The 24,212-nt window shown below is 61.1% G+C and carries 20 protein-coding genes; 6 read left to right on the top strand and 14 right to left on the bottom strand.

Annotation, left to right across the window (positions count from 1 at the left end; translation table 11 throughout):
- Nucleotides 1–4: 4 nt before the first annotated feature.
- Nucleotides 5–1,903 (top strand): cation:proton antiporter, encoded by a 1,899-nt coding sequence (locus K0B93_RS14770; RefSeq protein WP_219867918.1) that lies wholly within the window; start codon nucleotides 5–7, stop codon nucleotides 1,901–1,903.
- Nucleotides 1,904–1,914: 11 nt separating this feature from the next.
- Here the strand turns inward: K0B93_RS14770 and K0B93_RS14765 are convergent, their stop codons facing one another.
- From K0B93_RS14765 to K0B93_RS14750, 4 genes are all read right to left on the bottom strand, one after another.
- The gene (locus tag K0B93_RS14765) at nucleotides 1,915–2,898 is read right to left on the bottom strand and encodes an NADP-dependent oxidoreductase (RefSeq protein ID WP_219867917.1); all 984 of its coding nucleotides are present in this window, start codon (nucleotides 2,896–2,898) and stop codon (nucleotides 1,915–1,917) included.
- A 74-nt stretch (nucleotides 2,899–2,972) separates the two neighbouring features.
- Entirely contained in the window at nucleotides 2,973–3,446 is a 474-nt protein-coding gene (locus tag K0B93_RS14760) for an acyl-CoA thioesterase (RefSeq protein ID WP_219867916.1), read from the bottom strand.
- Complete coding sequence (locus K0B93_RS14755; protein ID WP_219867915.1) at nucleotides 3,443–4,531, bottom strand: SMP-30/gluconolactonase/LRE family protein; 1,089 nt, start codon at nucleotides 4,529–4,531, stop codon at nucleotides 3,443–3,445. The genes K0B93_RS14760 and K0B93_RS14755 overlap by 4 nt, the downstream gene beginning before the upstream one ends.
- Nucleotides 4,532–4,641: 110 nt before the next feature.
- Nucleotides 4,642–5,439, bottom strand: coding sequence for an alpha/beta fold hydrolase (locus K0B93_RS14750; protein WP_219867914.1), 798 nt, complete (start codon nucleotides 5,437–5,439; stop codon nucleotides 4,642–4,644).
- A 398-nt stretch (nucleotides 5,440–5,837) separates the two neighbouring features.
- On the opposite strand from K0B93_RS14750, the gene K0B93_RS14745 reads away from it, so the two are divergent.
- The 3 genes from K0B93_RS14745 to K0B93_RS14735 all read left to right on the top strand — a co-directional run bounded on the left by K0B93_RS14745 (nucleotide 5,838) and on the right by K0B93_RS14735 (nucleotide 9,117).
- The gene (locus tag K0B93_RS14745) at nucleotides 5,838–6,920 is read left to right on the top strand and encodes an AraC family transcriptional regulator (RefSeq protein WP_219867913.1); all 1,083 of its coding nucleotides are present in this window, start codon (nucleotides 5,838–5,840) and stop codon (nucleotides 6,918–6,920) included.
- A gap of 2 nt (nucleotides 6,921–6,922) precedes the next feature.
- Nucleotides 6,923–8,353, top strand: coding sequence for a cardiolipin synthase (cls, locus tag K0B93_RS14740; RefSeq protein ID WP_219867912.1), 1,431 nt, complete (start codon nucleotides 6,923–6,925; stop codon nucleotides 8,351–8,353).
- Nucleotides 8,354–8,439: 86 nt separating this feature from the next.
- Complete coding sequence (locus K0B93_RS14735) at nucleotides 8,440–9,117, top strand: GntR family transcriptional regulator (protein ID WP_219867911.1); 678 nt, start codon at nucleotides 8,440–8,442, stop codon at nucleotides 9,115–9,117.
- Between the two features lie 5 nt (nucleotides 9,118–9,122).
- On the opposite strand, the gene K0B93_RS14730 is transcribed toward K0B93_RS14735, so the two are convergent.
- Together K0B93_RS14730 and K0B93_RS14725 are read right to left on the bottom strand one after the other, a co-directional pair.
- Nucleotides 9,123–11,303 carry a patatin-like phospholipase family protein gene (locus tag K0B93_RS14730; protein ID WP_228743549.1) on the bottom strand — a complete coding sequence of 727 codons (2,181 nt, stop codon included), beginning with the start codon at nucleotides 11,301–11,303 and terminating at the stop codon, nucleotides 9,123–9,125.
- A 49-nt stretch (nucleotides 11,304–11,352) separates the two neighbouring features.
- Complete coding sequence (locus K0B93_RS14725) at nucleotides 11,353–11,943, bottom strand: hypothetical protein (protein WP_219867909.1); 591 nt, start codon at nucleotides 11,941–11,943, stop codon at nucleotides 11,353–11,355.
- Nucleotides 11,944–12,203: 260 nt separating this feature from the next.
- Between K0B93_RS14725 and K0B93_RS14720 the strand changes: the two genes are divergently transcribed.
- Nucleotides 12,204–12,524: a hypothetical protein gene (locus tag K0B93_RS14720; protein WP_219868145.1), complete on the top strand. Its 321-nt coding sequence runs from the start codon at nucleotides 12,204–12,206 to the stop codon at nucleotides 12,522–12,524.
- Nucleotides 12,525–12,543: 19 nt separating this feature from the next.
- Here K0B93_RS14720 and K0B93_RS14715 read toward each other — a convergent pair whose 3' ends face one another.
- Nucleotides 12,544–15,336 (bottom strand): ATP-binding protein, encoded by a 2,793-nt coding sequence (locus K0B93_RS14715; RefSeq protein WP_219867908.1) that lies wholly within the window; start codon nucleotides 15,334–15,336, stop codon nucleotides 12,544–12,546.
- A 96-nt stretch (nucleotides 15,337–15,432) separates the two neighbouring features.
- Here K0B93_RS14715 and K0B93_RS14710 point away from each other — a divergent pair, with 96 nt between their 5' ends.
- A complete protein-coding gene (locus tag K0B93_RS14710; RefSeq protein ID WP_219867907.1) occupies nucleotides 15,433–15,666 on the top strand; it encodes a DUF2789 domain-containing protein in 234 nt (77 codons plus the stop codon).
- Here K0B93_RS14710 and K0B93_RS14705 read toward each other — a convergent pair.
- The 7 genes from K0B93_RS14705 to K0B93_RS14675 form a co-directional block, all read right to left on the bottom strand.
- A complete protein-coding gene (locus tag K0B93_RS14705; protein ID WP_219867906.1) occupies nucleotides 15,660–17,099 on the bottom strand; it encodes a GGDEF domain-containing protein in 1,440 nt (479 codons plus the stop codon). The two genes, K0B93_RS14710 and K0B93_RS14705, sit on opposite strands and share 7 nt — an antisense overlap.
- Nucleotides 17,100–17,158: 59 nt before the next feature.
- Nucleotides 17,159–18,127 carry a tyrosine recombinase XerC gene (xerC, locus tag K0B93_RS14700; RefSeq protein WP_285368616.1) on the bottom strand — a complete coding sequence of 323 codons (969 nt, stop codon included), beginning with the start codon at nucleotides 18,125–18,127 and terminating at the stop codon, nucleotides 17,159–17,161.
- A gap of 1 nt (nucleotide 18,128) precedes the next feature.
- Entirely contained in the window at nucleotides 18,129–18,875 is a 747-nt protein-coding gene (locus K0B93_RS14695; protein ID WP_219867905.1) for a DUF484 family protein, read from the bottom strand.
- 16 nt (nucleotides 18,876–18,891) lie between these two features.
- Nucleotides 18,892–19,806 carry a diaminopimelate epimerase gene (dapF, locus tag K0B93_RS14690; RefSeq protein ID WP_219868143.1) on the bottom strand — a complete coding sequence of 305 codons (915 nt, stop codon included), beginning with the start codon at nucleotides 19,804–19,806 and terminating at the stop codon, nucleotides 18,892–18,894.
- 14 nt (nucleotides 19,807–19,820) lie between these two features.
- A complete protein-coding gene (gene lysA / locus K0B93_RS14685) occupies nucleotides 19,821–21,071 on the bottom strand; it encodes a diaminopimelate decarboxylase (RefSeq protein WP_219867904.1) in 1,251 nt (416 codons plus the stop codon).
- A 40-nt stretch (nucleotides 21,072–21,111) separates the two neighbouring features.
- The gene (gene lptM / locus K0B93_RS14680) at nucleotides 21,112–21,288 is read right to left on the bottom strand and encodes an LPS translocon maturation chaperone LptM (protein WP_219867903.1); all 177 of its coding nucleotides are present in this window, start codon (nucleotides 21,286–21,288) and stop codon (nucleotides 21,112–21,114) included.
- A gap of 65 nt (nucleotides 21,289–21,353) precedes the next feature.
- Nucleotides 21,354–24,212, bottom strand: a complete 2,859-nt coding sequence (locus tag K0B93_RS14675; protein WP_219867902.1) for a class I adenylate cyclase — start codon at nucleotides 24,210–24,212, stop codon at nucleotides 21,354–21,356.

Raw genomic sequence — 24,212 nt, 5'->3', positions numbered from 1 at the left:
CGCTATGCCTGTCAGTACTGTCCTGCTTCTTGCCAGCATCGGCGTTCTCTCCCTGTTTTGCCAATGGCTGGCCTGGCGCGTGCGGATGCCAGCGATCCTGTTTCTGCTCGCCGGAGGCATTGCCGCCGGCCCCCTTCTGGGCTTTCTGGCACCGGAAGCGGTGTTCGGCGAACTGTTGTTCCCGGTCATCTCCCTGGCGGTCGCCATCATCCTGTTTGAGGGCAGCCTGACCCTGCGCTACGCCGAGATCCGGGGCCACGGCAAGATGGTCCGCAATCTGATTCCGGTCGGCTCCATTGTCACCTGCATTATCGGAACACTGTCGGTACGCTGGCTGCTGGACGTGTCCTGGCCGGTTGCCCTGCTGTTCGGTGCGATTTCCATTGTCACCGGCCCGACGGTAATTGCGCCGCTGTTGCGCTCGGTTCGACCGGACGCCAAGCTCGCCAACATCCTGCGCTGGGAAGGCATCATCATCGATCCGGTGGGCGCCCTGCTCGCGGTTTTGGTGTTTGAGGGTATCGTGTCCTGGGGCCAGGGCAACGTGTTTGGCCACTCCCTCTACATATTCGGCAAGACCCTGGCGGTGGGTTTTCTCCTCGGCGCCATCGCCGGCTACCTGAATGGCCTGGTGCTACGGAAACACTGGATTCCCCAATACCTGCACAACGCCGGCACGCTCACCTTCATGCTCGGGGTCTACGCCATTTCCAACGAGATGGCGCACGAGTCCGGGCTGTTGACCGTCACCGTGATGGGCATCTGGATGGCCAACATGAAGCAGGTGCCCATCGACAGCATTCTGGAATTCAAGGAATCTCTCAGCGTGCTGCTGATCTCGGCGCTGTTCATCATCCTGGCCGCACGGGTGGAATTCAGCGCCATTGCCGAACTCGGCTGGGGCCTGGCCGTGGTATTGGCCATCCTGATGCTGGTGGCCCGCCCCCTGAGCATCTTCCTGTCCGCCATTGGCACCAGCCTGAACTGGCGGGAGAAACTGTTCCTGAGCTGGATAGCGCCCCGGGGTATCGTTGCCGCGGCGGTCTCGGCCCTGTTTGCGTTCCAGCTCCAGAAGCTGGGCTATGAGAGCGCTGGCACACTGGTGCCCCTGGTGTTCATGCTGATCATTGCCACCGTTACGCTCCAAAGCCTGACCGCCCGGCCAGTGGCGCGGATCCTGAAAGTGGCGGAACCGGCGGAGTTCGGCTTCCTGATTCTTGGTGCCAACCCGGTGGCGCGAATGATCGCCCTGGCGCTCAAAAAACACGAGGTGCCGGTCACCCTCGCCGACACCAACTGGGAGAATGTTCGTCAGGCGCGCATGGACAACCTGCAAACCTACTTCGGTAATCCGGTCTCCGAACACGCCTCAACGCACCTGGATCTCACCGGTATCGGCAACCTGCTGGTGATCTCGCCCTACAAGCACATGAACTCACTGGCGACCTACCACTTCCTGGACTGGTTCGGTAACAACTGTGTTTACACCCTGGCGGAAGGGGACCAGGACCAGAAAGCCCGGCACCAGACGGCCGAAAAGATTCAGATGACCCGGGGCCTTTTCGGCGGAGTAAGCTACGCCAAGCTGGCCAGCCTGGCCAGCCAGGGCTATACCGTGAAGACCACCCAGCTCAGCGACGAATTCAGCTACGACGCGTTTCTGGAGAAGTACCAGCGCGATGCCCTGGTGCTCTTTGTCTTTGACAGCAAGGGCCATGTTGAACCGGTCCGGGATATGGAAGACCTTAAGCCCGAGAAAGACTGGATCCTGATCAGCCTGGTACCGCCGCAGGCGCGCAAGGAACGGAAGGAGAAGGACACGTCGGAGTCCACGGGCAACGACGAATCCGAGACGGCTGCGGAGAAATCGGAAACGCCGCTGCCGGATGGGGAAAAGCGCTGAGGGAGCGGCCCTCAGCGGCAGTCGAGCACCAGTTTACCGCGCACATGACCGCCTTCCAGAAGCTCGTGGGCGTCTGCGACCTTCTCCAGCGGGAATGACTGGTCGATGTGCACGCGAACATCGCCGTCTTCAATGAGTTCGGCAATCTCGTCCAGGTGGAAAACGTCCGGTCGCACCGTCATGCCGTGCGCCCGCAATCCCATTTCCTCGGCCGCGCTGATGATCTCGTCGGCCGTGACCGTCGGGATGGTGACCAATACTCCCTGTTCGCCCAAGGTGTGCAGAGAGCGCTTGCCGGCTTCGCCTCCAACCAGGTCCAGAACCACATCCAGACCGTAACACTCCTCGGCCACATCGGTCGTGCGGTAATCAATCACCTCGTGTACGCCCAGTTCTGCCAGAAAGTCCCGGTTGGACGCCGACGCCGTCGCCACCACGTGCGCCCCCCGTTCGAGCGCAAACTGGACCGCAAAATGCCCGACACCACCGGCACCGGCGTGGATCAGGATTTTCTGGCCGGATTCCAGCTTGGCCACTTCAAACAGTGCCTGCCACGCCGTCAACGCTGCCAGGGGCAATGCCCCGGCGACCATCAGATCCAGCTCTTCAGGCACGATGGCCAGTTCATCGGCACCGGCCACGGCATACTCCGCATAGCCACCGCCGCCAGCGGGGAAACCGATCATGCCCATGACCCGATCTCCCGGCGTCAGCGTGGTGACGTCCTCCGCAACCGCAACCACCTCACCAGCCACGTCGTAGCCCGGAGTCCACGGCAGCGAGTTCTCAATCTGCCGCGCGGCGAAGCCCAGGCCCTTCCGGGTTTTCCAGTCGATGGGATTCAGGCCCGCCCCGTGGACGCGGATCAGGACCTGACCGGCTTCCGGTTGGGGAATGTCCGAGTGGGTCACCTTCAACACATCACGGTCACCAAACCGGTCATAGCTGATATGCCGCATGGTGGTGTCAGTGCTCTGTTCATTGGGGTTTGCCATGATGATCTCCGGACAACGGTGTTAACGGACAACGGATTTTGTTCAGACTAGCAGAAGATGCCTGCAAAGGTGACTCAATCGGCGGCCAGGCCGCGACCGCCGGCGACGACCGCGGCCCCGAGGATCTCTGCAAACTCCCCGGGGGCCCGGGAGGGGCGCTGGGTTTTCATGTTCACGCAGGCGTGGGTTGACACGGCCCTTACCAGGGTTTTGCCATCGGCAGGACGTATCAGCTGGAATTGACGGGACGAGCGGAAACGCCCGTCATAACCGGTCAGCCAGGTACCAAGGACCAGCCGGTCACCGGCATTGGCGGACGCCAGGTAGTCGATTTCGGTGCGTGTGATCGCCATGGCCTTGCCGGTCGCCTCGTGCAGCTCCCAGGTCATTCCCAGGCTTTCGATGTGGGCCCAACTCACCTCTTCCAGCCAGCGCACATAGACGACATTATTGGCATGGCCCAGCCGATCAGTGTCCTCATTTCGCACGGTGATATCGAGGGTAAACGGATCCGGAAGATCCCACTGCATCGTGCTTTCACCTGTCATGCTTCGTCGTCTCCAAGGCCGGGAATGGCCCGTAACGGTATCCGACCGATGCGATCGTTGTTAAGTGAACCAAAGTATAGGTAGCCGTCGTGAGGATTCACCGAGGTGATCTCCTGCAGGTGGGTGCCCCGGGTATCATGGAGGCTGGTAATCACTTCGCCATCGCGGTTGAACGCGACCACCAGACCATATTCCTGGGGCGCAGGTTTCAGGCTGTCAGGGAGTTTGGCCACCAGATCCTTGAGCCAGGGCGTCCGGTGCAGGGCATCCACCTGCGAGTTCCGAAGAGTCGGGAAAGCCACCCAGTAGCGCCCTTCCCCATCCACTGCCAGATTGTCCGGGAAGCCGGGAAGGTTGTCGGCGAACACCTCCGCCTGTCCGGCCTTGGGGCCCTGGATCCAGTATCGCAGGATGCGGTATTTCCAGGTTTCGTTCACCAGCACGAACGAGCCGTCGGGCGACACGGCCACGCCATTGGCGAAGTGAAGGTTACCGAGCAAAACCTTGGCTTTGCCAGTGCGGGAGGAATATCGCAGCAATCGACCGTGGGGGCGCATCTCCAGAAGGTCCAGGCGATAATCCGGCTGCTGGAAACGGGAACTGGCGTCGGTAAAGTAGATCCGTCCATCGGGGGCTATATCGACATCGTCGGTGAACCGGAATGGGGTGCCCTCCGCCTCCCGGGCCAATACGGTGATGGTTTTATCCGGTGCAATGGACAGGAGGCCTTTCCAGGCATCCGCCACGATCAGGTTGCCATCCCGGTCAAACACCAGACCGAGTGGACGCCCTCCGGTCATCAGCCAGGTTTCCAGGCGCCCGTCCGGGAACAGACGGATGATCCGGCCATCCTGGGTGCCGGCATAAACCACGCCATCCTTGCTCACCGTGGTATCTTCCGGGCCATAAACCTGACCGCGGGCCAGCAGGTCAGCCAGGCGAAGCCGCTCATTCGGTGCCAGCGGGCCGGTTAGAGGCGGTGGAGACGGAGGCTGCCAGGCTTTGCTATCGATGGGCGATGGTGTCAGGAGAAAGCTTCCCAGCATCACAAACAGGATCAGCACTCCCACCATCAACCATTTCATAGACCATGTCCGCCTGTGTTCGTGTGCGATGCATTTCGCCGCAATGGGTTAACCTAGGTTAACCTTAGCAGACCGTCCCCAGGCCATGAAAATGCCGTTCGCGCCAACGACTAGCCGTCATTGGCCAGGAAACGCCTGCACAGAGCCGCAAACGAATCGGCCTTTTCGGCATGCAGCCAGTGCCCCGTGCCCTTGATGATACGAAGCTCAGCCGCCGGAAACAGGCGCTGGATCTCGTCTCGATGTTTTTCCTGGATGTAGGCAGATTCCTCGCCTTTGATGAACAGTACCGGGCCCTCGAACGCTTGGGGCCCCTCAGGGGCGCTGGCCAGGTTGGCGTAACAGGCATCAATCACAGGCACGTTCAGGCGCCAGCGAAAGGTCGGACCGCCCTCGCTCTGCTCCTCCTTGGGTATCCGCTCGAGATTTTTCAGCAGGAACTGCCGGGTGGACGGCATCTCCACAAATTCGGCGAGCAGCGTGTCGGCGTCCTGGCGCGAACGCACACCAGTCAGGTCGATGCTCTTCAGTCCCTCCAGGACCTCATCGTGACGGGGCTTGTAACTCACCGGGGCGATGTCGGCCACGATGATTTTCTCCACACGCTCCGGAGCCTGCAGCGCCACCTGCATGGCCACCTTCCCGCCCATGGAATGGCCAAGGATGCTGGCCCTGTCGATGCCCTGATTATCCATATACGCGATCACGTCCGCGGCCATGGCCGGGTAGTCCATGGTGTCGGTGTGGGGCGAACTGCCATGATTACGCTGGTCCAGAGCATGTATCTGCCACTCGTCCTGCAGCCGGCGGGCGATACCGCCCAGGTTCTCCAGGGACCCGAACAGGCCATGCAACAGAATCAGCGGCGCGCCTTCGCCGGTAATGCGGTGGTTCAGATCTACAGTCATGGGCAGGCAGCCTCCGGGTTGGCTCACAGTTTCCGAGCGGATACATTACCACTGACAGTCAGTTGAGCAAGTCGGGAAGGGCGGGAGAGATTCTGCGGACGAAAAAAGCCGGGGGGTCCCCGGCTCCAAGGTCATAGGCTTTACGCCTGACTGATCAGCAGTAGAAGATGCTGTTCAGATACTCTGCGAGCGCCATCACGTTTTTCCGTTCACGCTCAGTATGAGGTACGAAAATTTCCTGTTCCATAAAACACCTCCTGAAAACACCTTTCCATTGCTTCAACCTGATGACTTAATGCTATCGTTGATGGCATGACAAACCGTTGACAAGCTGTTTCACCCATTTGACATTTTGTATCAGTCTGGATGAAAAGTTGTTAACCATCGGGACCGATATTTTGATTCCTGTTCAGTCCGACGACAGCAGCACCCCCCTGGTTGCCGCCTCCAGCACCCTGGCCCTGGTCCACTACCTCGAACGCCAGGGGGTTCTGGACCCGGACCGTGTGGGGCAGATCATCGGTTTGGACCTGGAGGCGTTGTCGGACCCGGACCTGCGGGTGCCGGCAACCGCCCACTATCAACTCTGGGACTATGCCGAACAGGTGACCGGAGACCCCGGCGTGGGACTGCATGCCGGTCAGGTGGTCGACCCTGAACGCATGGGACTGGTGGGCCACGTATTCTTCAACTGCGACACCCTGGGCGAGGCCGTTACCCAATATGTCCGTCTGCACCGGCTGATCAACGAATCGGTCATTCTGAGCTTCGAGCAGACCGGCGAGCTGGCCATCCTGACCTGGCAACCGGATATCCCGGATCACTATTGCCGGCAAGACATGGACCGGACCCTGGCCGCGGCGCTCAGCCGGACCCGCCACTTCATTCACCCGCAGATCGCGGCGGAATGGGCAGAGATTGCCCACCCCCGGCCAGGCTATGCGAAAGAATACGAAAAGGTCCTGGGCGGGCCGGTACGGTTTGACTGCGCCACTACCCGTCTCGCCTTTAACAGCCGCCACCTCAGCCACCCGATCCCCCGGCGCAACCCCTACGTATACTCGGCCGTCCTGAAACAGGTGAATGCGGTTCTGGCCCGCCTGCAGCCCAGACGCTCGTTCGGTCGCAAGATCCGGCGACTGATCTCGAAACAGATGGCCACGGACAGGATCGACGCCGACAGCCTGGCCCGGCAATGCCACATGAGCCGCCAGACCCTGTACCGGAAACTGAAACGGGAGGGACTCGGGTTCCACGAACTGGTTGAACAGGTGCGCAAGGACAAGGCCTTGCGTTATGTTGCGGCAGACCACTATGCCCTGGGCGAAATAGCCTTTCTGCTGGGATTTTCCGAGCTCAGCGCCTTCAGCCGGGCCTTCAAGCGCTGGACCGGTATGGCACCGGCGCAATACCGGGCCAGCCACCTTGCCCGCCCATCCAACGAGCCCGACCCGGAAGCCAATACGGACGCGGAAGAATGATCATGGAGAACGTCTCACTGGTGGCCGTGGCGGTTGGCCTGCTGTACCTCGCGGCACTGACCTGCATCTACCGGATTCTGCTGACCTATCGTACCGCCCAAGGCGCCATTGCCTGGATCATTGGCCTGCTTGGCCTGCCCTACCTCGCCGTCCCCCTGTTCCTGCTGTTCGGGCGTTACCGGTTCGGAGGTTACGTCAAGGCCCGGCGCATGGGTGACGAGGCCCTGACCACCCTGCTCAATCGCTTTGAGCGGCAAACCACCTCGATTCCGGCACCGGCCGACAAATACTTCACCGATGAATTGCAGGTCCTGTGCAAACTTGGTCGCCAGCCGTTTACCGAGGGCAATCGCTGCACCCTGTTACGGGACGGCGAGGCCACCTTTGAAGCGCTGTTTGAAGCCATGGAAAACGCCACCCGCTACATTCTCCTGGAGTTCTACATCATTCGCTCTGATCGGGTGGGGCAGCGCATCAAATCCATTCTGGAACGGAAACTGGCCCAGGGTGTGGCAGTCTGGTTCCTGTACGACAACATCGGCAGCGTATGGCTGCCCCGAACCTACCTGAAGCAGCTGGCGGCGGCCGGTGCCAGAATCGCATCGTTTGGGGATGGCAACATCCGCCGGCGACGATTCCAGATCAACTTTCGTAATCATCGTAAACTGCTGGTCTGCGACGGCGTCATTGGCTTTGTCGGTGGCATCAACCTTGGCGACGAATACCTGGGCACGGCCATCGATCAGGAGCCCTGGCGAGACACCCACTGCCGTATAGAGGGGCCCGCTGTCATTGGCCTGCAGTTGAGCTGGCTGGAAGACTGGAACTGGGCCAGCAACGACGTTCCGGAACTGGACTGGGCGCCGCGGGTCTCCAGCGCCGGCGGGGACCGTGTGCTGATGCTGCCGACCGGCCCCGCCGACGACTGGGAAACCTGCACCCTGTTTTTCCTCAACTGCATCAACAATGCCCGCAACCGGCTTTGGATTTCCTCGCCCTATTTCGTGCCTGACTTCCAGATCATGAACGCGCTGCAACTGGCGGCACTCCGGGGCGTGGATGTCCGGATTCTGATTCCGGAAAAATCGGACAGCCGCCTGATTGGGCTGGCCGCTTACTCATACCTTGTCCAGGCCTGCAAAACCGGCATACAGATCTACCGGTACCAGCCGGGTTTCATGCACCAGAAGGTTATTCTGGTGGACGATCGTTACGCAGCAGTGGGCACGGCCAACCTGGACAATCGCTCCATGCGCCTGAACTTCGAGATCATGGCCGTCACCACCGCCCGGCATTTCATCACCAGCGTGGAGTCCATGCTTGAGGAAGACCTCGACAACTGTCGATTGATGGTCGAAAGCGATTACCGGGAACGCTCCATTCCCTTCCGCCTGACCTGCCGGGCCATTCGCCTGCTGGCGCCGCTACTCTGAGAAAAGCTTCGCACTGGTTTCTGCAAGCTCATCTGTGCGAATATGCCCTGACGAATCAGCCAGTACGCAGTAACGATAAAAAAACCATGAACGCGTTCAAACCCAGAGAGACTTTGACCGAGCAGGTCGCCCGCCACATTGAGAACCTGATTGCTTTCGGCCAGCTCCGCTCGGGCGAACGAATCTACGAAGGTGCGATGGCCAAGGAAATGGATGTCAGTCACGGCTCCATCCGGGAAGGCCTGCTGCTGCTGGAAAAGCGCCACCTGGTGCGCAACGTGCCGCGCAAAGGCGCTTTTGTCACCCCGCTGGACGACTATTTCGTCCGCAGCCTTTACGAGACCCTTGAGCTCTACCTGACCCACACCGGGCGCAAGCTGGTCCGGCAATGGCAGCCGGCAGACATGGAACGCCTGGAGTCACTGTATGCCCGGATGAAGGATTGCTTCGAGAAAAGTGACCTGATGGCCTTTCTCGAGCTCGGCATCGAGTACACCAAGGCCTCCCTGGCCTATGCCGATAACTACTTCATCGTCGCGGCCATTGATGACCTCTGGCCCTCCGCCAAGCGTTGCGCGTTCGTGGCCTTTCAACAGGGGGGCAGCCACGTGTTCGAGGACAACCTCGCTCACATGCAGGAATCCATTCAGGCCATCAAGGACCGGGACGAGGAAAAGCTTGCGGGCATCCTGCACCGTTACGCCATGCAGCAATGCCAGCAGGTGCTGGACGCAATCGCAACCACGGACCGCAAGGGCGCATAGCCGAACTATTGGTAGAACAGCTGGGTGTAAGAGAAGCCGATGTTCAGATAGGCGGTCCAGTCGTCGCGGTTATTATAAGCGGTGGCGATCTGAATCGGCCCGAGGAAGGTATCCACCCCGGCAAACAGGCTCCAGGACCGGACCGAGTTGTTCCAGCTGGCCTGATCAAACGATTCCCAGGCGTTACCCGCCTCAAAGCCCGCACCGGCAAACCAGGGCAGCAGGGGACCTCCAAAGGCCTGGCTGGCGTATACCGAGCCCAGCAGGGCGTTATCACCGGTGATCTGACCGGAGGCGTAGGCCGAGAGTCGGCGAAAGCCGCCCAACCTCACGGCGTTCTCAATGCCCGGTTCGCCCCCGGTGACCGCCGTTCCGTACACGAGCCCGGTCAGGTTAAAGCCCTGCCAGCTGTCGGTGCCGAGCAGCATTCCGGTCACCGAATCGAAGTGACGGTCCGAACCCAGCTCCTCCCGTTCCATTCTCCCTCGTACGCCAGCAAAGGCCCCGTGGCGCGGGTAGAAGGAGTCGTCCAGGGAATCATGGACCAGTTGCAGGCTGATGCCGCCCCGATGGACGTTGTCCTCCCTCACAACCGGCTGCCCGACCAACTCGTCAACCGATGCGTAGCCGCGAGTGTACTTTAAACGGGCCTCGGCGTTTCCGCCCAACTCCGTGCCCAGGGCAAGATCCAGCTCCCGAAAAGTGACATCCACTTCGGCTACAGGATCGGTGCCTCCGTCGTACAGACTGAACGTTTCCCGAGTGTACTCGCCACCCACGACCAGGAAGCGCTGGTAACCGTAATCCAGAGGCTGGTACCACTGGGTTCGCACCCAGGGTTCCGTGCCCAGTTGAACACCGGTTTGCCACTCGGCACCTAAATCGTTGAGCTCGGTCATCCTCAAGCCCGAGGCAATATTGAAGCGGGTCTCGCCATCGAAGTTGTCTTCATAACTGAGGCCGAACGACAAGTAGTTCGGGCCCCAGCTTTTTTCCCGGACCTCAATCGTCAATACCGTGCCCTCCGGGGACGGAGCCAGCGAGTACGACACGGTCTCGTAGTAACCCAGGCCGTAAATCCGTTTCAGGTCCTCCTCGAGCACCTCGACATCCAGCGGTTTCCCGGTCTCCTGTTGAATCCGTTCCCGCAGGAACTCCGGAGCCAGAGACCCGCCCTGTTCGATCCTGATCCGTGCGATGGGGGTCGAACTGTAGGCCCGGGAGGACAGCTGGGCCTTGTAGTCAGTCCAGTCGGCCCGGGGTACCGTCAGTGGTCTCAGTTCCACCGCGTGTTCCCGGGCTCCGGTGGCACCCAGCTCAAACAGCGTCAATGCGTCGTAGAAATCGGCGGAGCTGTACCCTTTCAGATCGGGCTGGATCAGGACGTCCTTTTCACCCAGCAGGGCCAGCTGTTCATCGGTGTTGCGCCGGGTCATGATGGTGGTGAGCTGACCCATGACGGAGAAGGCTTCTCTGAGCTGCTCGGTGTCCACGAGTGAGTCAGTGATGTCGACGGCAATGATGACGTCAGCCCCCATGTCACGGGCCACACTGACCGGCAGGTTATTGGCCACTCCGCCATCCACCAGCAAGCGCCCGTCACGTTGGACCGGGGCGTAGACGCCGGGAATACTCATGCTGGCACGAATGGCTTCGGCCAGGTTGCCCTGTCCAATTACCACCTGCTCACCGGTTTCGAGGTCCGTTGCCACCGCCCGGAACGGGATGGCCAGGCGGTCGAAATCCTCCACCAAGGCGGCACTGCGGGTCAGTTCATTCAGGATAAAACCAAGGTTCTGGCCGGCAATGATGCCGCCGCCCACGTGCAGGCCATCCGCCCGTAGGCCGATGCCCGGCGTGAGCGGCAGTCGAACCTCCTCACTCTTGCGCCGTACCGGTTTGTAGACGCGGCCAGGGTCGTCCTGAAAACTGGAGAGCCAATCCATTTCGATAAAGCGGCTCTCGATGTCTTCAATGGGCATGCCCGATGCGTAGAGTGCACCGACCGCCGAACCGGCGCTGGTTCCCACCACGACATCCACCGGGATGTTCATCTCCTCGAGCACCCGCAACACGCCGACATGGGCCATCCCCTTCGCCCCGCCGCCACTCAGCACCAGTCCGACCCGGGGACGTTCGGCCGCCGACAGTGGCGACGCCACAACGGCGACCACGAGGGCAAGCATCAGAAGGACATTTGTCACCGGCTGAAACATCCCTTTCCCAGCGTCCACATCACTGTTTACCGGAGGTGTCATCGTCCGCCAGAGAGAGGTGCGACACATCCGGCACCACGGGCGGCGGAAGTTCCCGGTCGACGCCCAGATCCGCTCCCGCGGGCGCCAGTGTCCAGTCGTCGAGGTGCTGGAACATGGGCGGTTCCACCTCGGTGTGTTCCATCAGGGTCACACCCACCGGGTCGAGACCAAGACCCGAGCCCGAAAGGATGTCATCCACCTTGTCGCCGGCAACGGGCAAGCGCTCACCGGGCTCGGTTTCCGGAACCTTGCCCCCGGGCGCAGCAGTCCGGGGTTCAGGGGCCGAATCGGTCCGTGCCGGCGGTACTTTCGCTGGCCCGGGAGTTGGCCGGGCCGGCTCCGCCCCCGCCATCGGCTGCACGTGGGCAATCATGCCGTGCTTCTTCAGCACCGCCCGGTACTTTTCGGCCTGCACCTCTTCCAGTTTGTTACGGATCACCACCGGCTGGCCGCTGAACATCCGGTCCACCTGCTCGACGCTGGCCTTGAAAAGGCTTCGCGCATTATTCCTGGCGGTTTCCAGATCCGTACCGGGAGCGCATTCTCCCCTAAAGACAAGCTGAAACATGCGATTTCCTCTTTATGACTGTTCTAATGACAGAATAGTTGATAGCGTGGCCGCCGGCGGCTCTCGCCCCCTCAACCAAACACATGCAAACTGCAAACAATTGAAAAATCCATGCACTGGATCACGCAAAATGCCACCAACTCTGCGACAATCCTCTGCAACGAAACTTTACATTCAGTAACGAAAATGCCGGATTGTCACCAGGAGTGGCTCTCATGAAAACCCCTTTAGCGCTCAGTCTCGTGACCGCCGCATTGTTGATGCCCGCCTTTTCAGCCCACGGCGAAAATCTCGACCTCCTGATGAGCCAGATATTCCCCCAGGATCAGGCGACCTACATCGGGTACGAGAGTGTGGAGCGCGAGGATATTCCCGCCTCCTCGGCCATCGACCGCAAGTACCTCATTGTTGATTTCCGCTTCGAGTCCCGGCAGCCCCCAGTAGAGCAGCTTCAGGCAAGCGTGCACAAGGTATGCATGACGCTCCTGGGCGACCGCCAGCTGATCCGCCAGTTATCGGACTCCGGTTACGACATGGTCGCCGTGGCCTTTGACCGCCGCTCCCAGTTCGACTGCCTCTGACGCGTCCATGTCCATGCCGTCACTGACGGCCCAGAAGCTTGGGAAACGCCTCCAGGGAACTGTTCACCGCATCCAGATTGAACGCCTCTACGTCGGCCAACAGTTTCTCGCCATAGCGGGTCACCGAACGCGAGCGGAACCGCTGCCCCCACGCCAGCACCCGCCGTGCAAAATCCTTCATCTGCTCCGGATCACCGCTCTCTCGCACGGTTTTCCATTCGTCCCCAAAGTCCGTCGCCAACTGCTCCCGTAGCCAGCCCCGCTCCTGCATGCTCAGCGTCTGGGCCAGTAGACGTTCCGCTTCTTTTGGCGCCCCCTCATCCTCGGCCTGTTCACCGGTTGCCGCCACTCTGGGAATGACCACTGTGAACACGGACCCGACTCCGGGCTCGCTCTCCAGCTCCAGATCTCCCCCCATCATGCGCGCCAGTTTGCGACTGATGGCGAGACCCAGTCCGGTACCTCCGTAGCGACGCGTATTCTGGCCTTCCTGCTGTTCGAACGCATCAAAAATGCGCTCGCGCTGGTCCGGGGGAATACCGATCCCGGTGTCCTTTACCGTAACCACCAGATGGTAATACTGGCGGTCGGCTTCGACACCTTCCTCCGCTAGATCTCCCAGCTTGAGAGGCGTCGCCGTTGCCCTGACTGTCACGCCTCCTTCGTGGGTAAACTTGATGGCGTTGCCCACCAGGTTGAACAGCACCTGGCGAAGCCTCGTCTCGTCCAGCATCATGGCGGCGGGCATTTTTGAATCGACACTGACTTCGAGGGTAATGCCCTGTTCCCTGGCCCGCAGATCGAATATATGACGGACGTCACCGAGCAACTGGCGCAGGGAAACCGCCGAGTAGTCCAGGCGCATCTTCCCGGCTTCAATGCGGGACAGATCCAGGATGTCGTTGATCAGCATCAGCAGGCTGCGACTGCCGGCCCGAATGGCGTCGAGGTACGTGCGTTGCTGAGGATCGGTGACCGTGTTGTTGAGCAGGTCGCTGTACCCGATCACCGCATTCATTGGCGTTCGGATCTCATGGGACATGTTGGCCAGAAACTCGCTCTTCGCCAGGCTCGCGGTTTCCGCCTCCCGTGCCAGGCGCTCGGCCTCCAGTTTTGCCGCCCGGAGCTCGTCCTCACTGCGACGGAGGGCATTCTCGGACCGGATACGCTCATCCACCTCCCGCGACAGCTTGCGGTTCCAGTACAGGAAAATCAGCACCACCAGCAGGGCAATCAGCACCACCCGGCGCACCACGGTGTAGTCAGTTTCCTGCTCGATATCCAGATGAATCCAGCGGTTATAGATCGCTTCGGTCTCGGTGGCTTCGAGGCTGTTCAGGGCCTGGTTCAGAATGCGATGCAGCTCCGGCCTATCCTTTCTGACAGCCAGCCGAAGATCGTACTCGTAAGGGGTGATACTGGTGATCCGGAGGTTCGAGAGCCCAAGCCTGGCCACCGTGTAACTCACCGCCGGGATGTGGGTCACCATCACCTCCAGGTCGCCGTTGGACAAGGCCAGCAGCCCTTCCTCGACCGTATCCATGGGGTAAATATCGAGGTTTGGATGGTTGATCAGCAGGTAGTCGTGCGCCGCGTGTCGGTTGACCACGCCAACCCGCTCATCCCGCAACTCCCGCAGATCGCCGATAAAGCGACCGTCGTCCCGGATGGCCAGGGCGATCGGTACGGTGAGGTAGGCGCGGGTAAACAGATACTCGCTGTCGGTGCGGGGCGTCCGCGACAGTCCTGGCAGGATATCGATGTCTCCATCCTTTAACTGAGCTTCAGCCGCCATGCGGTCCGGCACCACAGTACGGTTGAACCGGGCGTTGAGTTCGGTTTCAAGCCGCGTCACCAGGTCCGGCACCAGCCCGGTCGGGCGACCATCCTGGGCGTACTCGAACGGAGGCCAGTCAGCCCGGAACGCGACCCGCAGGTTCGGGTGCCGCTTGAGCCATTCCTGATCGGACACCGACAACTCCAGCCCGCTGCGTTCCAGCGCAGGCACATCGGCCTGCAACCAGGATTGCCGAATCACCCGGTGCTCGGTATGGCTGATTGCGGCTATGGCCTGATTCAGGACGTAATACAGGCGGTCGTTGTTGACATCCACCTGGAACACTACATCGACTGTGGTCTCATCAAGCAGGGCAGCTAGGCCGATGCCGTTGATCATCGCCGATTGCAGGTAATCCGAAACCACCGCCACCGGGCCCAGAAACGCATCGGCGTTGCCCGAAAGCACCTCGCTGACGGCCTCGGCAATGCTCTCGACCTCCACCGGCGTGAAGCTCTCGACCGGATCCAGCATGGGGTACTGGTTGAGATCGCCGTCAATAACCGCGATCCGCCCTCCTTCCAGGTCCGCCAGACCGCGGATTGCGACGTCACCGGCACTGACGAACAGGCCATAGGTGAGAGTCATGAGCGGTTCGCTGTAACGTTTCCCCGGCGTTATCTGGGTGTCCGGCAAGCGGGTCGTCAGTACGGCATCGATCTCAGGCACGGTCTGCTCGGGTTCCGGGTCGCCGTTCGTGGGGGTTATCACCGGGTTCATTGGCACCCCGAGCTTGTCAGAGAGCCGGGCCAGATAGTCGATATAGGTGCCTGCCAGGCTGCCGTCACCGGTATCGAAGATCAGCGGGACCTGACCGACGTGGACCCCAATCCGGAAACTGTCCTGCTCGGCAAGCCAGGCCAATTCTTCACTGCCAAGAACCGGCGACGGCGATGGCTGGGGCGGATCCGCTCGAAGCGGGGATTGAAACAGCGCAAGCAGGCAGCATAGTAAGAAGGGAAGGATGACCTTCACTGGATATCCTCAACGGTTCCGCTACATTTCAGGGAACAATACCTGCAAACGACCGGGATTTCATTCAGGCAACCGTCAATCAGGAGATCTGTATCCATGGATACAAGCAAGCACACGCTCAATACCCTTTTCGAACAGCTCGGCCTGGCGGCCGACGAAAAGAGCATTGAGGACTTTGTGGCCAGGTACTCGCCACTGCCCCGGGAAATCGCGCTTCAGGATGCTCCATTCTGGTCGGAAAGTCAGTCCCACTTCCTGGAAGAAGGCCTTGAGGACGATAGTGACTGGGCTGAGATCATCGACGAACTGGACGCGATGATGCGTCACTGACCCACCTGCTCTGCACTGATCTGAACACGATTCCGGCCGTCGTCCTTCGCCAGATACAGGGCGCGGTCGGCACGATCAAACACCGTCTCCTCAGAATCGCCCTGTCCGACAGCCGCCAACCCGGCCGAAAAAGTGACCCTTACCGGCTCACCACTGAAATGAAATGGCAGGTTGCCAACATGCTGCCGGAGCTTATCCATCGCCACTTTGGCCGCATCCGGCGTGGTTTCAGGAAACAGCAGGACAAATTCTTCGCCACCAAAGCGGGCAATGAAATCCGTTGCCCGGAGCCGCTCGCTCAGTTCCCTGGCGACCAGTTGCAACACCCGATCACCGGCTTTGTGACCATAGGAGTCGTTGATTCGTTTGAAGAAATCGATATCCAGCACGCCAATGGTCAATGCCTGCTGATACCGCTGCCAGCGGTTGAACTCGAAGGACAGGCGCTCCTGCCAAGCCTCCCGGTTCGGCAGTTGGGTGAGCAGGTCGGTCATCGCCCGCTGGCGTTCCCGTCGCACCTCACTCTGCATCTGTTCGGAATGTGCCTCCATGGCCGCAATCTTTTCCTGCATGACGCCCAGTTGCTCCGACAGGGCCTTCTCCCGCTCCGTTTCCTGTTCACGAAACCGTCCCATTGCCTGGCCAATGGATGACAGATGCTGACTGACCGACGCTTTCAGCTGCTGCAGATCCTCACTATCCCTCAGATCCGAGCCCGCCCGCTCCAGCTCCTGCCGAATTTCACGATCCAGGGCTTCGGACGCGCTCAATCGACTCGTCTGGGCGGAAGACTGCTCCGTAAAGTGCTCCTGCAGCACCTCGAGTCGCTCATCAAGTCGCTTCAGGAAGACCTCAAATTCCCGCTGGCTTCGGGTGACGGCTGCGATCACGAGCTCGGCCACGTGATTCAGGCCTTCCCGCAGTTCGTTCCAGTCATTGCTCGAAAGCAATGACTGCTGCAGTGCCCGGGCGCGAACCTCGGCAGCCGGTTCGAGTGTCACACTGTTGAGCAGTTGCCCCAGCAGCTGCCCGATTCGCCGCGCGATCCGGAGGCGCTGGGTGTTGTCGGCCAGGTCCTGATCATCACCCGGGACGTTCCCCGCTTCCGCGGATACCGGGGCGGGGCTGACAGCCGGCGCCTCCGGCCGCTCCCGGTTTTCAGGGGCGGCCAGTTCGTCGAGCAAAGCCACCTGCCGGTCAATCTGCTCCTGCAACTCCCGCCAGGCATCGACATCCACACTTTTCTTGCGCAGGTCCTTGCGAACCTGCGCCAACAGGCGATCGAGCTCCGGCGTCTGACCTTCCGAGGCCAGGCTCGTGCGCACCAGCATCCGCTCCAGGGTATTACGTTCAACTTTCCACTGCTGTTCCCGAATGTCTGCCAACTCCAGTTCCCGAAGGTATTTCTCCTTCCAGGACTGATCAGATGCCATGAAGCGCTCCCGTTTCGCCTGTGCCGACCGCAAGTTAGCGGTTTTGATGCGGTGCCCGGCTAGTCACCGGCGCCGTCTTGCTTACGTTTTTGACCATGATACGGATGACGGCGGGCTCTGGGGTGACTCTGGTCATAAACCCGGGCTAAATGTTGAAAATCCAGATGGGTGTATACCTGCGTCGTGGCTATGTCGGCATGGCCCAGCAATTCCTGGACGGCCCGGAGGTCACCACTGGATTCCAGCATATGGCTGGCGAAGGAATGACGCAGCAGGTGAGGATGGAGTTTCTGGTCAGCGCCTTTGGCCAGCCCCCAGCGATTGAGTCGGGCCTGAATGCTGCGGTGGCTTATCCGGTCGCCCCGTCGACTGACAAACAGCGCCTGTTCCGTTTCGGCAGCAAGGCCGGCTCTCACCGGCAGCCAGGCCCGCACCGCTGACCTCGCCTTGCGCCCGACGGGAAGAACCCGCTCCTTCCCGCCCTTGCCCAGCACCCGGACTTCGCCGCCCTGAAGGTCCACCGAGTCCAGATCCAGGCTGGCCAGTTCCGACAGTCGCAGCCCGGAGGAGTACATCAGTTCAAACATACACAGATCGCGCATCTCCAGCGGATCATCCGGGCTGGCATCAAGCAGGTGATTAAGCTGGTCCACATCGGCCACTTTGGGCAGGCGCCGTGCACTCTTGGGGGCCCGGATACCCAGCGCGGGATTGTCGGTGGCCAGTCGTTCCCGCAACAGGTACTGGTAGAAACGGCGAATCGCCGACAGATGCCGCGCGATACTGCGACCGTTCAGCCCGTTCCGGCTGAGCCTCGCAACGTAGCGACGCAGGTCATGATTGGATACCGACTGCCACTGATCCCGCTGATCCTCGGACAACCACCGGGCCAGGCACAGGAGGTCATGCTGGTAACTGTCGCAGGTGCGGGGAGAATGGCGTTTTTCCGAGGCGAGGTGACCGATGAAGGCTTCCAGTGGAGCGTTCAGACTGGCTGGCGGCTCCACTGATCCGGTCTGGTCAGGCACCCTATCGGGACTCCGTGGCGATATCGGCCACCGGGGCCGCTCCGGTGTGGCGCTGAACCATGGGCGGAAGCAGACGGCTCAGCGTATCACTGATGTAGCTCAAGAATAGGGAGCCCATGCTCTGGTCAAAATAGCCGGGCTGACAGCTTCCGACGGCGAACACCCCGACCAGTTCGTTGCTGCGCAGGGGTACGAGGGCCACCGAGGCGATCGGTTCTTCACGGTCCGGGAACAGGAACTGACGCTCGCTCTCCCGGAACTGGCCACACACCGCACGACTGCCTTCGAGCAGACTCCCGAGGCGCTCGTGGGCTTCGGCCGGGCGAACCACATGAAGTGCTCCCTGGGAAGGATCCGCCAGGGGCACATCCGTAAACAACAGTACCGAGGCCGCATCCAGTCCGAAATCCCCGCGAATGCTGTCATCGATGGCCGATGCCATATCATTGAGGTTCCGGGCTTCGATCACCTGCATCAGCAGGCGCTTGCTCTTTTCGAACAACCGGTCGTTCTGGCGGGCAATGGCAACCAGCTCCACCAGCTCCCGACGCAGGGTATCGCGCTGTTCACGGAACAGATGCACCTGACGTTCCACCAGCGAGATCGCCCGACCACTGTCGTGAGGCAGGGTCAGACTGCGAAGCAGCTCATCCTGATCCACAAAGAAATCCGGATTATCTCGCAGATACTCCGCCACCTGTTCCCGGCCGAGCTCTCCGGCCTTCTGGCGGGCCGTTTGTTCTGTCATCGCTCTCTCCTGACTGTCAGGACCGTTGTTTGGTTGGTTTGCTCCCTCTCCGACGACGTCCCTGATGATCGCCGGGCAACCGCAACTGCCCCTCAAAGACGCTCGTTGCAGGGCCTTCCATCATAACAGGGGTCCCCTCCCCCCGCCATTCAATCACCAGCCGGCCACCGCGCAGTTCCACTTCGACCCGATTATCCAGCAAGCCCCGCAGGCAACCCACCACCACGGCGGCACAGGCGCCACTGCCACAGGCCAGGGTTTCGCCCGAACCGCGCTCGAACACTCTCAGCCGGACGTGGGTACGGTCGATGATCTGGAGAAACCCGATGTTGGCCCGAGCCGGGAAGCGGGGGTGATTTTCCAGCCTCGGCCCCAGGGTCTCCACCGGTGCCGTATCCACGTCGTCCACCAGCAGAACGCCATGGGGATTGCCCATGGACACCGCAGTCAGCTCTACGGTTTCGCCATTTACGTCGACGGTGTAGACCTGCTTGCGACGGTCGGCAGCAAACGGAATCGCTGGAGGGTTCAGCTCTGGAACCCCCATGTTGACCATCACCAGGCCATCCTTGCCAACCCGCAACTCAATCACGCCTTTGGCGGTCTGAACGCGGATCACCTTCTTGTTGGTAAGGCGCTGGTCCCGGACAAAGCGGGCGAAACAGCGAGCACCGTTGCCGCACTGCTCTACCTCGGAGCCGTCGGCATTGAAGATGCGATAGCGGAAATCCACATCCGGCAAACCGGGTGGTTCCACGACCAGCAACTGGTCAAAACCAATGCCGAAATTGCGGTCCGCCAACTCCCGGATCATCTCCGGACGCAGGCGAAACGGCTGGCTGATGGCATCAACAACCATGAAGTCGTTTCCCAGCCCGTGCATCTTGGTGAATCGCACGGTTGCGCCCTGGCCTCGTCGCTGCTGCCCCATATCCTGCGTCCCGCTCATTCCGGCAGACAACTCTCGGGCGCGAGCTGGTCTTCCAGGCTTTCACGACGACGCACCACATGTACCTGATCGCCATCCACCATCAACTCCGGCGGGCGGTTGCGGCTGTTGTAGTTGGAACTCATGACAAACCCGTAAGCGCCGGCGGAACGAACCGCCAGCAGGTCACCGGCCTGCAGTCGAAGCAGGCGATCCTTGCCGAGGAAATCGCCGGTCTCGCACACCGGTCCCACCAGATCCCAGGATTTCTCCTCACCCTGCTGGTGCGGGGTCACGGGCACGATGGCCTGCCAGGCGCCATAAAGCGCCGGGCGGATCAGGTCGTTCATCGCGGCATCGATGATGGCGAAGTTTCGATGTTCCGTGCACTTCAGGAACTCAACACGGGTTACCAGAATACCGGCATTGGCCGCGATGGAACGCCCGGGCTCCATAATCAACTCCAATTCCCGCTCACCCAGGCGTTCGGCGAGGGCGGTCACATAGTCCGATGGCTGGGGCGGCTGTTCCTGGTCGTAGGTAACGCCGAGGCCCCCGCCCATGTCGAGATGACGGATGGCAATGCCCTGCTCCGCAAGCACGTCGATCAGGGCCAGCACCCGGTCCAGAGCGTCCAGAAAGGGCGACACCGAGGTCAGTTGCGAGCCGATGTGACAGTCAACGCCCTGAATGTCGAGATTGGACATGGCCGCAGCCCGGGCGTATACGGCGGGCGCTTCGGCAATATCAATGCCGAATTTGTTTTCTTTCAGGCCGGTCGAAATGTAGGGGTGGGTACCGGCATCGACATCCGGGTTCACCCGCAGGGAAACCGGCGCCCGGACGCCCAGTTCGCCGGCAACAGCGTTGAGACGGTCCAGCTCGGTGTCGGACTCCACGTTGAAGCAGCGCACGCCCGCCTCCAGGGCGCGCTTCATTTCCCACTCCTGCTTGCCGACACCGGAGAAGACCACCTTGCCGGCATCACCACCGGCGCGCAGCACTCGCTCCAGCTCACCGGCGGACACAATATCGAACCCCGCCCCCAGACGGGCCAGCACATTGAGCACCGCGAGGTTGCTGTTGGCTTTCACGGCATAGCAAACCAGGTGCGGCCGCCCCTCGAGCGCATCGTCATAAGCACGGTAATGGCGCTCCAGGGTCGCCCGGGAATAAACGTAGGCCGGGGTCCCGAAGCGCTCGGCAATGGCAGAGACAGGCACGTCCTCGGCAAAAAGTTCGCCGTTGCGGTAATTGAAATGGTCCATGAGTTTCCTGATTCGTTATACGGGGCCGGAGGGCAGCTCGTTACTCGCCAACATCCTCATCGTCACGCACGTCCCGGCTTCCGGGCTCGGCTGTGACCGCATCTGTCGCACGGGCTGAAACGTCCGGATCTTCCCGGTACAGTGGCCCCTTCTGACCACAGCCGCTCAGTGCCAACAACACCACCAGACCAGCGAGCCAAAGCTTTACCGTGCGCATTCTCGTAACCCCTGAGTTTACCATGGCGCAAGTATACCTGAGACCCGGCCCACGCGGCGAGGACACTAGCTTTCGCTCTGCAGGGCCTGGTTCAGGGCAGACTCCAGCATTGAACGGTAATGGAGGTACTGACTGGTCTGGATATCCAGCTGATACACCTGAGGATCCAGATCGTGGGGGAGATGGACATCGGTAAGGTAGGCCGGATAGGCCTCGTGGCTCTCGCGCTGGGAGCGTATGTAGTGGGCGACAGCCGGAATCAGCCGGTCTCCGTACTCCTGGGCCGTGAATTCCTGCTCACCGCAGAAGATATCGAACCTGACACCACTGCCGCCCTCCTGGATGCCTACAGCCTGCACCTCAAGGCCCGGAAGTGCCCCTGCGGAGTTGGAATCGGGACGGGGCTCGGTGCGCCAGTAGCCATCGCGATTGACGACTTCCTGACACTGTACGCCCGCCAGCATCGACGGAACATCGCTGTGGCGTAGCGTGCGGCGCTCCACGAGATTCTCCAGAAAGCGCAGCAGCGGCGCCAGCATGTACCGCCGGTTGCCGACCGCCTGCTCCCAACTGGAAAGCGATCCCAGTTCATCAGCCACCCAGATCCGAGCGCGGTCACCCCGGATGTAATAGAACACCTGGATATTGTCCGGTTCGCAAGCCTGGGACACGGCTCTCAGGGCAGGATCTTCCGGAATCGCGTGACGGTCGAATACCACTGGCAAATACTTTCCCTGGGGCAAAGCGAGGTGTTCCATCAACGCCGCAAAGCTGTCGAGGGCCACGAACCCGGGCTCCCGGCCGTTGAACTGAAGCAGGAAATAGCGCCGGCCCATTTCAATCACATAGCGCAACGGGTGTGGCCCCAAACCGCCTGCAAAAAACTGTCGCAAGACGTCGCTGAACAGTTCCTGAACCCGTCGGGCAATCGCGGCGCCGTGGCCCCGGTTGTGGCCATGAACGCGGATACCCGGCAGCTCCGACGGGTCACCCGCCACCGACGCCAGCACATTCTTGAGGCACTGCACCAGGGTATCGCCGGCGGCGTAATGCTGGAGACTCACCTCGTGCCAACTGTTGAAGGTAATCTGGTCAATGGTGACCACAAGATTTTCCCGCCCGCCACTGAAACCCAGGGAATCGTGCCGTGCGCTGAGCTTATGCAGGCCCTTTTCGGTAAGGTAGGCCTGCGGGTCGACCCCGACATTGACCAGCAGCAGGTTGCTCACCGGCCGGCCCCCTCTGGACAGCGCCTCCCGGTCGGCAGGTTCAATCGGAAACGGGAGGAAGGCGGATAGGGCTTCCAGCATTTCCCGCAATTCACTGACTGACGCAACGGTCTGACCGGCCCGCACGTTCAGCCGGGTGGACCGGGACAGAAGGCCATTGCAGTAACACCACACCATCAGCTCGGTCAGGTTGCCCGAGCGGCGGATTGCCGGCTGCCAGAAGGCGTCGGCCGGATCTTCAAGGTCCCGGTAAAGCAGCCAGCCATTTCCATCGCTCCCCTGTTCCGACTGGTGGTAGAAGGCCAGATTTTCCTCCACCAGTGACGGCGCGAGGCCGGGGTTGATCTGCTCGATCTTGCCGGCTTTACGCTGAAACGCGGCATAGAGTTTGCGGCCAAGGAGATTGATATCGCCGACGCTGATGGCCGACCGCGTGCCGTGCTCCCGGGCCATCTTCGACAGCAACCGGTAGCTGTGGGTGAGCTCGGCGACAACGAGCCGACGCAACCTGGTGACGTCCTCGGCACGCCAACGGTGACGGTTGTCCAGCTCCGCGAGGGTTTGCTCCGGCCATTGCCACCGCTCCACCAGCTGCGTGAGCAGGCGCGCACGCCACTGCTCCGGCGACGACTCGGCACGGGTCAACGGGAGACCCGCTTTCAGATACAGGCTACGCCGGACCAGGTCCAGACGTCCGGCCATCGGCGAATCCGATAGCCAGGCTTCGAGCCGGTTGTAGAGCAGCAGATAAGGATCCAGTCCGTCAGCGTCGGTCTGCCCACGGAACACCGCCTGCTTGAACACGCTCGATAACAGCGGCTGGTCCGCGGTCTGGGCATAGCATTCGATCAGTAACAGCTTGAGGATCGATTTCCAGGGTGCGTCGATGCCCTTGTAGAGCTGCCACACTCCCGCCCCCAAGAACTCCTCCTCGGGGATCGCCGACACCGGGCCAAAATCAATGTACTCGTCGCCCCGGATAAAGCGGCAGTCCACCAGCTGTCGCATGCACTCGTCGTAGCGCGGCTCGCAGTCGGCGGGAATCAGCCACCACATCGGATAGCGACCGGCCAGGTGGATACTGGTCCGGTAGAATTCGTCAAGCAGCAGGTAATGCTGGGCACTGCCGCAGTTTTCACCGGTCACCTCCGCGCGCTGACGGCCCGCCCGCCAGTCCTCTGCACAGAACACAAACACGTGCAGCTCTACTCCCAGCGATGCTGCCCAGTCCGACAGCTTTTCCGCTTTCCGCTCCAGGCACTGGATGCCTCGCTCCGGCAAATCACTCCGATGACACAACCACAGATCGAGATCGCTGGCCACGGAATGCCCCAACGTACCGGGACTCCCCATGAGGAACAAGGCATCCAGGTCTGGCCGGCGCTTGCCTTCACTCCGGACGCTGAAGGTCCGCGCCAGACGGCGTGCAGCGTTCAGGGTTCGGGACGGGGGTCGGTAATGACTGAGGCCGTAGGGACAATCCGCGTCGATGTAACCCGGCAGGGCCGGATGGTTGGCGTGAAACACCAGGGGCAACACTTCCAGTACTATCTGCTGGCGGTAGGTCAGCGCCGAGCACGCCCGGTCCCAACGCTGCTGATTGACCGACAGGAACCGGTCACGCAGACGACGCAAGGTCTTTCGATCTATACCCTCTTCAAAATCCAGGGCAATCGGGGCAACGTGGGCGGTCAA

Source organism: Marinobacter sp. F4218, assembly GCF_019443085.1.
GTDB lineage: Bacteria > Pseudomonadota > Gammaproteobacteria > Pseudomonadales > Oleiphilaceae > Marinobacter > Marinobacter albus.
This window is presented reverse-complemented; position numbering and strand designations above follow the sequence as displayed.